This is a genomic window from Oscillibacter sp. ER4, assembly GCF_000765235.1.
Taxonomy (GTDB): domain Bacteria; phylum Bacillota; class Clostridia; order Oscillospirales; family Oscillospiraceae; genus Hominicoprocola; species Hominicoprocola fusiformis.
On sequence record NZ_JPJG01000039.1, the window covers coordinates 1 to 10,954 of the forward strand.

Below are 10,954 nucleotides of genomic sequence, written 5' to 3' on the forward strand. Positions count from 1 at the left end.
TATATCGTTTGTTTGGTACTCCTTTTGGCATAGCAAAACACCCCACTTCTTAGATAGTATATCATACTGTCTAACAAATGGGGTGCAGTTCAGAATCGGTTCCTTTTTTACTGAAAAATTTACTTGGCCAGCACTTTTTTGAGTTTGGCGAAACGGGGGAGGGAGTCCTCCTTCGGGAGCTTGGGCTCGCCCTGGATGAGGGGGAGGACATAGTCGATGAACTCCTGCTTGACGCCGTTGTGAGAGTCGTTGATCCACTCGATGGGAATCTTCTTCTCGAAGTTTGCGACCTCGGTGAGCGGCAGCAGCTTCGTCTTGCAAACGTAGCGGCCGTCCACAGTCTCACGCTCAAAGGCGACCATCTTGTCGGTGATGCCGGCGACGGCGTTTTCTACCGCGGCACGACCGGCCATAACGGCCTCTTCAATGTCGGTCTCGGAGGCCAGGTGTGCGCCGCAGCGCTGGAGCAGCGACAGCTCGATGCCGCGCACCTTCGCGCCGGTCTTTTCCTTCACGATGCTCGCCAGCAGCGCCGCGAGGCCGCCAAGCTGCGCGTGGCCAAAGCCGTCCGTTGCGCTGGTCTTGGCCTCGGACACGAAGCTACCGTCGGCATAATGAATGCCCTCGGACACGGCGACCATGCAGCTGCCGGTCTCCTTATAAACGCGCTGGACGTCGGCAAGGAAGGTATCCATGTCGAAATCAGTCTCGGGCAGGTAGATGAGGTCGGGACCCGCGCCGTACTTCGTCGCGAGCGCGGCGGCGGCGGTCAGCCAACCGGCGTGGCGGCCCATGATCTCGACAATGCAGATCATGCCCGTGTCGTAGACGTGCGCGTCCTGATAGACCTCCATCAGGCTCGTTGCAATGTACTTGGCGGCGCTGGCGTAGCCGGGGCAGTGGTCGGTGCCATAAAGGTCGTTGTCGATCGTCTTGGGCACGCCCATGACGCGGCACTCGTAGCCGACCTTCTGCATGTACTTGCTGATCTTATTGCAGGTATCCATCGAGTCATTTCCGCCGTTGTAGAAGAAATAGCGGACGTCGTGCTTTTTGAATACCTCGAGGATGCGCTTATAATCGGTGTCGTCCTCGTCGGGGTCCTTCATCTTGTAGCGGCAGGAGCCGAGGGCGGAGGAAGGGGTGTACTTGAGAAGCTCCAGCTCCTTCGGGTCTTCCTGACTCATGTCGAACAGGCGGTCTTCGAGCACGCCCTTGATACCGTGCTCTGCGCCGTAGACATTCGTGATGCAGCCGGAATCGAGCGCCGTGCGGATGACGCCGTAAGCGCTCGCGTTGATGACGGAGGTCGGGCCGCCGGACTGGCCGATGATGCACGCGCCTTTCAATTCACTCATAGCAGTTCTCCTTATCGCTTAGGCCTTGCCGGCGCAGCCGAGCACATCGACGAGCTTGTGGCGGACGAGCTCCTTGATGTTGGTGCGGGCGGGCTTGAGATACTCGCGCGGGTCAAACTTGTCGGGATGTTCATCGAGGAAGGCGCGCACGGTGCCGGTCATGGCAAGGCGCAGGTCGGAGTCGATGTTGATCTTGCAGACGGAGAGCTTTGCGGCCTCGCGCAGCTGATCCTCGGGCACGCCGATAGCGTTGGGCATCTTGCCGCCGTGCTCGTTGATCATCTTGACATACTCCTGCGGGACGGAGGAGGAGCCGTGCAGCACGATGGGGAAGCCGGGCAGACGCTTGGAGACTTCCTTCAGCACATCGAAGCGCAGCGGGGGCGGGACGAGGATGCCCTGCTCATTGACGGTGCACTGCTCGGGCTTGAACTTGTAAGCGCCGTGAGAGGTACCAATGGCGATGGCAAGGGAGTCGCAGCCGGTCTTGGAGACGAATTCCTCGACTTCTTCGGGATGGGTGTAGGACGCCTCGTGCGCGGCGACCTTGACCTCGTCCTCGATACCGGCGAGGGTGCCGAGCTCGGCCTCGACCACGACACCGTGGTCATGTGCGTACTCGACAACCTTCTTCGTGATCTCGATATTTTCGGCAAAGGGCTTGGAGGAGGCGTCGATCATGACAGAGGTGAAGCCGCCGTCGATGCAGGACTTGCAGGTCTCGAAGTCCGGGCCGTGGTCAAGGTGCAGCACGATGGGGATATCGGGGCAGCACTCGACAGCAGCTTCCACGAGCTTGACGAGGTAGGTGTGGTTCGCGTAGGCGCGGGCGCCCTTGCTGACCTGCAGGATCACGGGCGCGTGCTCTTCCTGGCAGGCCTCGGTGATACCCTGCACGATCTCCATGTTGTTGACGTTGAACGCGCCGATGGCGTATCCGCCGTCATAGGCTTTTTTGAACATTTCAGTAGATGTTACGAGCGGCATAATATCTTCTCCTTTGATAAAAAAGTTATTTCAAATGTTTGGTACGTTTGGAACTAATTGTATTGTAACACAGAAATTTGATTTTGCAAGAGGATTTGCGATATTTTTGAAAAAAAGGAGACAAAACCGATTCGCTTTGTCTCCTTTCTTTGCTCAGATGTTCACTTTGACCGTCTCAGCAATCTGGTCCGCTGTCAGGCCATACTCGCGTAGCACGTCCGCCGCCTTGCCGGACTGGCCGAAGCGGTCGTTCACGCCGATCTTATGGAACTTGCAGTTGACCTTACCCATCAGGACGTCGGCCACGGCGTCGCCCAGACCTCCGATGACGCTGTGCTCCTCGACGGTGATGACCTTGCCGCACTTTTCAGCCCATTCGGTGACGCACGCAGCGTCGATGGGCTTGATGGTGTGGATGTTGATGACGGCGGCGTCGATGCCATCGCTTGCGAGCGCTTCGGCAGCCATCAGGGACTCGTTGACCATGAGGCCGGTCGCGAAGATCGCAACATCCTTGCCCTCGCGCAGGACGTTTGCTTTGCCAATCTCAAAAGGCTTGACCATGTCGCCCTCGAAAACGGGGGTGGCGAGGCGCGCAAGGCGCATATAGACCGGGCCGTTCATCTCGGCGATCGCCATGGTGGCGGCCTTGGCCTCGTTGGCGTCCGCGGGGCAGATGACCGTCATGCCGGGGATGACGCGCATGAGGGCGATGTCCTCGATGCACTGGTGGCTGCCGCCGTCCTCGCCGACGCTGACGCCCGCATGGGTCGCGCAGATTTTGACATTGAAGTGGGGATAGGCGATGGAGTTGCGAATCTGCTCATAGGCGCGGCCGGCGGCAAACATCGCAAACGAAGAGCAGTAGGGGATGAGGCCCATCGTGGACATACCGGCGGCGATGTCGACCATGTTGGCCTCGGCAATGCCGCAGTTGTAGAATTTTTCGGGGTGCGCCTTGGCGACCTTGCAGGTCTGCGTGGCGTTGGCGAGGTCGGCGTCGAGCACGACGACCTTATCGTTCTTTTCGACCAGTTCGATCAGCGCTTCGCCGTAAGCCTGACGGGTTGCAATTTTATCAGCCATGTTCTTAGTCCTCCAATTCCTTCAAAGCCTGCTCGCGCTGCTCGGCATTTGGGGCCTTGCCGTGCCAGCCGACCTGATTCTCCATGAACGAAACACCCTTGCCCTTGACGGTGTGTGCAAGAATGGCCTTGGGCTTGCCGGGCATGGTAGGCTTGGAGAGCGCGGCCTCGACGGCGTCGAGATCGTTGCCGTCGGGCAGCTCGACGAGGTCAAAGCCGAACGCGCGGAGCTTGGCGGGCAGATCGCCAAGGCTCATGACCTGGTCGTTCGTGCCGTCGATCTGGAGCCCATTGTTGTCGATGATGACGGTCAGATTGTCGAGTTTATAGTGTGCAGCGGCCATGTAAGCCTCCCAGATCTGACCCTCCTGGCTCTCGCCGTCGCCGACGAGGGCGAAGACCTTCGTGTCCTTGCCGAGGTGCTTGGCGCCGAGCGCCATGCCGACAGCGATGGACACGCCCTGACCGAGAGAACCCGTGGAAGCGTCCACGCCGGGGACCTTCTTCGCGTCGGGATGACCTTGCAGAATGGAGTGCAGCTGGCGGAAGTTCGCGTACTCGTCGCGGGAGATGAAGCCCTTGGCGGCGAGGACTGCGTAGTAGCAGGGAGCGGCATGACCCTTGGAGAGCACGAAACGATCACGGTTGGGATCGTGCGGGTTCTGCGGGTCAACGCGCATGTGGTTGAAGAAAACGCTGGTCATCAGCTCCACCGCAGACAGCGAACCGCCGGGGTGGCCGCTGCCGGCGTTGGCGGTCATCGTGATGATGTCACGCCGTACCTGCCGGCAGATAGGGGAAAGCTCTTGAGTCGTCATGGAAACCCTCCTTATAATATAGAGCGATCAAATGCATTTTACTAATAATTCAGTATATCGGATACGCCATGGAAAGTCAATTATAACCGGAGCAACGCGTATAAGAAACCGGAGCAACGCGTATAAGAAAGCAGCCTGTCCCGCTTGATCTGCGGGACAGGCTGCAAAGGGAGGGGAAAAACCTTCTTACAGCTCGGGGAAGAGGTCGTTGAGCAGTGCGGTGCAGAACTTTTCTTCCCACTTGTACATGCCGGAATACTCGCCGTAGTTTTCATCCTCGGGAGAGCCCATACCGGTCATGGCATAGTAGATCACGGTGCCGGTGCTGCGATCCATGAACATACCGGCCAGCAGGCCGTAGGCCTCGCCGAAGTGACCGGCGAGAACGACGTCGCGGTCTTTGAGCAGACGGTCATAGTGCGTGCTGGACATAGTCTGGATACCCAGACCGTAGGAGTAGAACAGGCCGCTGGTGTGGCCGTTCTTGGTCTCGTCGTTGTAGGTCCAGACGGGGGTGAACATCTCGTCGACAGACTTCTTGGTCAGGATCTGCTTGCCGTTGACCTTGCCATCGTTGAGGAACATTTCGATCAGGGTCTTCATCTCGTTCGGGGAGACGCGCAGGCCGCCCTGGGGAGAGAAGAGAGAGCCGTTGGTGCCGACCTTGTAGTCCTTGACGGAAGCGACGAGGTCGCCGTTTTCGGCCTGGAGCACGGGGTTGGTGACAACGACCTTATCGCGGTCAGCTGTTTCGCCGTTGCGGTAATCGTCGATCTGGGCGATGTAGGGACCGTTGACATTCCAGACGTTCTTGTTCATCTTCTGGTAGAGCGTGGCGATGTTGTCCAGCTCTTCGGCGTCAAAGTCGCCGGGGTTGTAGCTGGCCTTGATGCCCATGGGCTCAAGAACGTTCTGCTTCATGTAGATATCGAAACGCTGGCCGCTGAGCTGCTCGATGATCGTGCCGACCAGAGCAAAGTTCAGGTTGCAGTAGCAGAAGTACTCGCCGGGCTTGCAGGCGACGCCGTCCTCGGTGTCGGCGAAGTGCTCGCCGTCAAGCCAGAATTTGCCGTCGGGGAAGAAGAACTCGCGCAGACTGTACTCGGGCGGGATGGAGTAGAGGCTGCCGTCGCGCAGGGAGGAGGTGTGGGAAAGCAGCATTCTGGTGGTGATGGCGATGTCGGGATAGTTGGGGTTGCGCAGCTTGTAGCCGAGGTAGGTGCTGACGTCCTCATCGAGGTCCAGCTTGCCCTGCTCGACAAGGCGCATCGCTCCGACCGTGGCGAACACCTTGGAGATAGAAGCGGTGCGGTAGCGGCTGTCCAGCTCGAGGGGGAGATTTTTGGAGGAATCGTTGGCGTCGATGTAGCGGTCGCCGCCGGTGCGCTGATAGATGAGCTTACCGTCTCTGTAGGCCATCACGGCAAAGCTGGCGATGGGCGCGACGGAGTCGTTCAGGATGGCGTTGAGGTCAGCGGCAACGTGGTCCTTGGGAAGCGAAGAGAGCGCGGAGACCGCGGTCTTGAGCTCAGCCTTGGAAACGTTGGCGTTCAGGTTCGCGCCCTTGGGGAGGATGCCGTAGGCAGAGGCCCAGGAGGCGGCATCGTCGGCCCACTTGGAGGCGTTCTTGCCTGCCGCGTCGTCGCGGTTGGTCAGGGGCAGGTTTGCGATTTTGGCGTAGCGGTAGAGCACGGTGACGAGCTGCTGCCAGGTCAGTGAAGCGTTCGGTGTCATGCGGTTTTCACCGACGCCGAGCATCAGGCCGTTTGCACGGGCCCAATAGAGCGCGTCGGATTCGTCAAGACCCGCAACGTCAGTGAGGGTCGTCTTGCGGTCGGCGTCCGACACCGCCGGCTTGCCGGCGAGGGTGTAGACCGCCTGCGCAGCTTCCGCTCTGGTCGCCGATTCGGCAGCCTTCGCAGGCGCTGCCAGCAGGCTGAATACCAGCGTCAGGGACAGAAGAAGGGAGAGAGCGCGTTTTTTCATGGTATGGAGCTCCTTTGGTGAGATTTAACCGCCGCCGCATCATGAAACGATCGCCTAGCCGCGCAGAACTGCAACAAAAAAACCAGCGGCAGCAGAAACGGCGAAAAATCCGTCCTGTGACCACTGGTTTTCAACTGCTGGGAAGGGACTGAGGGCCCGATCTGGCAAATTGAAGCAGTTCTTCGTATGCTGTTGGACATTCTGCATAATACTGCTTTTGGTTAGTTGCATAAACTATAACAGGCGCGGCAAAGACTGTCAAGGCATTTTTTAACAAATTGTTAAATCTGGTCAAAAGCAGACTGAAATTTGATGGCAGCTCACCCGCGGTCCGGGCGGTTTTTATGCAGTTTCACATGCGACAAGGGATTTGCCTTTGCAGCCACGCGCAGCGCGTCGTTATCAATGTGTGTGTAGATCTCCGTCGTGTTCAGATGCTCATGCCCGAGCACCTCCTGCACGGTTTTGACGTCCACGCCATTTTGCAGCATGAGCGTTGCCGCCGTGTGGCGCAGCTTGTGCGAGGAGTATTCTGAAGCGTCGAGCCCCGCGGCGCTCAGGTGCTTTTTGACGAGCGCGTGGACGCTCGAGCGGCTGATGCGCTCGTTGCGCGACGAGAGAAAGAGGGCATTGTGGTCGCGGCCGGAGATGGGGCGGCGGACGGCGAGATAACGCTTGAGCGCATCCTTGCAGGCGTCGTTTAAGTAGACGATGCGCACCTTGTTGCCTTTGCCGAGCACGCGCAGCGCGTCGTCCTGAATGTCCTGCAGATCAAGGCCGCAAAGCTCGGAGATTCGCAGCCCGCAGTTCAGAAAGATCGTCAGAATGCAGTAATCGCGCTCGCGGTTCTGCCCGTCGACGGACTGGAGAAGCTGTACGCTCTCGTCGAGCGTCAGGTACTTCGGCAGCGACTTTTTGATCTTGGGGGAGTCAAGGTCCTTGCAGGGATTCGTGTCCAAAAGGTGCGCTTTATTGACCAAATAGTTGTAAAAAGACCGAATCGTCGCAATTTTTCGCGCTCTGGACGCGGCGTTCAGGCCGTAGTCAGACACGTCACTGTTCTGATGCTGCACGCGGTCGCGGCTCAGATAGGTCATGTAGGCGTAGATATCGGTTAATGTTACTTTTTTCACAAAGCCGAGATCGACATCCATGATGGAAATTTCACTCAAAGGGAGGTCTCGCAGCGACGGATCGCGCGACTGCTTCAGATAGCGAAAAAAGTTGCGCAGGTCGAGAAAGTATTCGTCGACTGTTTTCTGCGAGTGGGCTTTGATGGTCTCGTGATAGGATAAAAAATCACGCAGGATCGGCGGCGATTCCAAGCGGTAGTCGTTCATAGTAAATGAGCGCCAGTGCAGGCACAGAAACAGCTCATCTAAATCAGAAAGAAAAAATACGGAGAAGTTACGAAGTGTTGGATTTCAAAATACCGGAAAAAATTCGGTAGCTCTGATCTGTGAGCGTTGTCGGCGGTTCAAGCGTGATACACAGCTACGCAGCGATTGATCGTTCGAACGGATGCACAGCGCACATGCCGTTAATCGACGGTATGACGGCTTTCAATAAAGTGGCCGATGGAGAGGGGGCATTTTGAAGTCCATACTTTATTGAACAAAATAAAAATTTTGTTCAATAAAGGGGAGCGGGGAAGCGTATTTTTGCGGAAATGAGCGTTTTGGCGTGGCTGGCGGCAAAAAACCTCCTTTGTCAGGATCGTGGGATGATAGCTATTGGTTCCGGCAGCGTTTTCACGCAGCCGGTTTTGCTGCAATGTTATCAATATTATTATGTAGATGCTGCATTGCGGTCAGCGCGCCGGCGTTTACACCTGCACGATGGCGCGCAGCGCTTCGGCGATGTTGCACGCTTCGATCAGCGCGAGCCCCTGCGGCGCGCGGATCTGATCCTTGCGCTGCTTCGGGATGATGCATGTTTCAAAGCCCAGACGGTGCACCTCGCTGAGCCGCTCGCTCAAATGGTTCACGCTGCGAAGCTCGCCGGTCAGGCCGACCTCGCCGATGGCGGCGACGTGATTGCCGATGGGCTTGTCGAGATAACTCGACGCGAGCGCCAGCACGGCGGCAAGGTCTGCTGCGGGCTCGTCCACGCTCAATCCGCCGATGACGTTCAAGAACGCGTCACAGCCGGACACCTTGAGCGCGCCGCGCTTTTCGAGCACCGCCATCAACATGGCGGCGCGGTTGTAGTCAAAGCCGTTGCTTGTCCGCCGCGAGACCGACTGCGCCGCGGGCGCGAGCAGCGCCTGCACCTCGGCCAGCACCGGGCGCTGGCCCTCCATCACGCAGGTCACGCAGGTGCCGGGCGCGTCGTCTGGACGGCCCGAGAGCAGCATTTCCGACGGGTTCGGCACCTCGACAAGGCCTTCGCTGCGCATCTCGAATACGCCGATCTCGTTCGTCGCGCCGAAGCGGTTTTTCGCCGCACGCAGGATGCGATAGCTCATGTGCGCCTCACCCTCAAAATACAGCACGCAGTCGACCATGTGCTCCAGAACCTTCGGGCCCGCAATAGAACCCTCTTTGTTGACGTGCCCGATGACAAAGACGGTGATGCCCTCCCCTTTGGCCAGCTGCATCAGCTCCAGCGTGCAGGCCCGCACCTGCGCCACGCTGCCCGCGGGCGATTCGAGCGAGTCCTGATAGAGCGTCTGGATGGAGTCGACGATCAGCACATCGGGCTTTTCCTCTTCGACGGATTCCAGCACGTCGCCAAGGCAGGTCTCAGACAGCACGTACAGGTTGTCCGACTGCACGCCGAGGCGGTCGGCGCGCAGCTTGAGCTGGCGCGGCGATTCCTCGCCGGAAACGTACAGAATTTTCGCGTTTTCACTCAGCTTTCCGCAGATCTGCAGCATCAGCGTCGATTTGCCGATGCCCGGCGCGCCGCCGACGAGCACGAGCGAACCCTGCACAGCGCCCCCGCCGAGCACGCGGTCGAGTTCGCCCATGCCTGTGGGAAAACGGATCTCCTGCGCCGTGTCGAGCTCTGAGATCGGGTGCGCCTTGGCGCGCAGCGCGCGGCTGCGGCCGCCCGCTTTCGCCTTTGCACCGTCGCCGACGGCCTGCTCCACGAGCGTGTTCCATGCGCCGCAGCTCGGGCAGCGGCCCGCCCATTTGGGCGTTTCGTTGCCGCACTCCGTGCAGAAAAAAACGCTTTTTGCCTTTGCCATATTGTAAACCTCTTTTGCTTTACTGCTACTGATGTAAAAGACCGGACGCGATCACAACGGCCAATCTTTGTTGGTATTGACTGCTTTTCAAAAGCGCCGTTTCGTTTTCATTGCTCAAAAATCCGCACTCGATCAGGATCGCGGGCGCGGTGACGTTTTTCATCAGGAAGATCGACGCGTCGATGGCCTTCTCTGTCTTCTCATTGCCCGCGTTGACAGTCTGATTCAGCGCGAGCTGCACCGCATTCGCGACCTCGGCACTCCCCTCTTTTTTGCCGTAAAACACCTGCGCACCGTGCGTCTGCTTGGATGACGGAAGACTGTTCTGGTGGATGCTGACAAGGATAGCGCCTTGCGTGCTGTTGACCAGTCCCACGCGGTTTTCGAGGTCGGAGCGCTTCTTTTCCCGCAGCGTGGACGCACTGGCATCGTGGATGGAGATATCCTCTGTGCGCGTCATGCGCGTCTCCTCGCCGAGAAAAACGAGCAGCGCGTCGAGCCGCCGCGCGATGGCGAGGTTCATGTCGCTTTCCTTGCTGCCGTCGGCGGCGACGGCCCCGCCGTCCTCCCCACCGTGCCCCGCGTCGATGACCCAGACGGTCTTCCCTGTCGGCGCCGACACGCTCGTCTCCACCGCCTCTGGCGGCAGAAGCAGGCTGACGGTCGCCGCCGTCAGCACGAGCAGCAGCGCGAATATGGCGTAAAACGCCTTTTTTCCGAAAACGATAAACAAAATACCCCTCACCCCGGAACAATGTATGCCCCGCGGCGCGGCCTTATGTGCTTTTCATTATACAGGACTTTGAACAAAAAGAAAAGCCCCGCTTCCCTTTTTTCTCCCGCTGCATAGGATGGTGTGGGCGGATGCCCGATTTCTTTGCAAGGAGGAGACTTCTTTGGACGACAACAGAGCCATGCGCGCCGAGTCCGGCGTGGGCACACTGCCGAACGGCTGCTGCGCGCCGCTGGCTTTTCCCTATGTCCCCGTGCAGAAAAACGACCCCGAGCGCTATTCCCAACAGGACGCGCTCAAGGCCGGCACGCTGTTTCCGGGGCTGAACCTACCCTTTCACGCGCAGATGAAGACGAAGTTCCCCGCCGTCAACACGGCGCTCTCAGAGCTGATGGCGCTCGATTTTGCCATCGACGAGCTGGGGCTTTATCTCACCACACACCCGGAGGACACCGAGGTTCTGAACCTCTACTGGTCGTATATCAAGCTCGGCCGCGAGGGGCGCGAGGCCTATGAAAAGCAGTACGGCCCGATTTTGCAGACGGACGTGACGCCCGGCAGCTTCAAGTGGCTGAATGATCCGTGGCCGTGGGATCTGGAGGGAGAAAAGTAATGTTTGTATATGAGAAAAAGTTACAGTACCCCGTCAAGATCAAGAACCCGAATCCACGGCTTGCCGCGGCGATCATCTCGCAGTACGGCGGCCGATATTTCATTTATCCATAATAGTACCAGCCATTTGCGATTGAACCGTATATCTCGCGCTCATCAAAAAAAGGCAGGGCCTTTGCCCT

The 10,954-nt window shown here is 58.5% G+C and carries 9 protein-coding genes and 1 pseudogene; 2 read left to right on the plus strand and 8 right to left on the minus strand.

Annotated features, from left to right (window positions below; all coding sequences use genetic code 11):
• Window positions 1-119: 119 nt before the first annotated feature.
• From NI20_RS0106720 to NI20_RS0106755, 8 genes are all read right to left on the minus strand, one after another.
• Window positions 120-1,358, minus strand: a complete 1,239-nt coding sequence (locus tag NI20_RS0106720; protein WP_033120646.1) for a 6-phosphofructokinase — start codon at window positions 1,356-1,358, stop codon at window positions 120-122.
• 18 nt (window positions 1,359-1,376) lie between these two features.
• Window positions 1,377-2,345, minus strand: coding sequence for a class II fructose-1,6-bisphosphate aldolase (gene fba, locus NI20_RS0106725; RefSeq protein WP_033120647.1), 969 nt, complete (start codon window positions 2,343-2,345; stop codon window positions 1,377-1,379).
• 153 nt (window positions 2,346-2,498) lie between these two features.
• Window positions 2,499-3,431 carry a transketolase family protein gene (locus NI20_RS0106730; RefSeq protein ID WP_033120648.1) on the minus strand — a complete coding sequence of 311 codons (933 nt, stop codon included), beginning with the start codon at window positions 3,429-3,431 and terminating at the stop codon, window positions 2,499-2,501.
• 4 nt (window positions 3,432-3,435) lie between these two features.
• Entirely contained in the window at window positions 3,436-4,248 is an 813-nt protein-coding gene (locus NI20_RS0106735; RefSeq protein ID WP_033120649.1) for a transketolase, read from the minus strand.
• Window positions 4,249-4,434: 186 nt separating this feature from the next.
• A complete protein-coding gene (locus NI20_RS0106740; protein ID WP_052084483.1) occupies window positions 4,435-6,234 on the minus strand; it encodes a serine hydrolase in 1,800 nt (599 codons plus the stop codon).
• A 320-nt stretch (window positions 6,235-6,554) separates the two neighbouring features.
• Window positions 6,555-7,574: a tyrosine recombinase XerC gene (locus NI20_RS0106745; RefSeq protein WP_033120650.1), complete on the minus strand. Its 1,020-nt coding sequence runs from the start codon at window positions 7,572-7,574 to the stop codon at window positions 6,555-6,557.
• A 485-nt stretch (window positions 7,575-8,059) separates the two neighbouring features.
• Entirely contained in the window at window positions 8,060-9,427 is a 1,368-nt protein-coding gene (gene radA, locus NI20_RS0106750; protein ID WP_033120651.1) for a DNA repair protein RadA, read from the minus strand.
• A 25-nt stretch (window positions 9,428-9,452) separates the two neighbouring features.
• Complete coding sequence (locus NI20_RS0106755) at window positions 9,453-10,160, minus strand: N-acetylmuramoyl-L-alanine amidase (protein ID WP_052084484.1); 708 nt, start codon at window positions 10,158-10,160, stop codon at window positions 9,453-9,455.
• A gap of 163 nt (window positions 10,161-10,323) precedes the next feature.
• Between NI20_RS0106755 and NI20_RS14130 the strand changes: the two genes are divergently transcribed.
• Both NI20_RS14130 and NI20_RS0106765 read left to right on the plus strand, forming a co-directional pair.
• Window positions 10,324-10,773: a spore coat protein CotJB gene (locus NI20_RS14130; protein WP_242842944.1), complete on the plus strand. Its 450-nt coding sequence runs from the start codon at window positions 10,324-10,326 to the stop codon at window positions 10,771-10,773.
• A pseudogene (locus NI20_RS0106765) lies at window positions 10,773-10,865 on the plus strand (manganese catalase family protein); the annotation flags it as partial. The gene NI20_RS14130 and the pseudogene NI20_RS0106765, both read left to right, overlap by 1 nt.
• Window positions 10,866-10,954 lie beyond the last annotated feature (89 nt).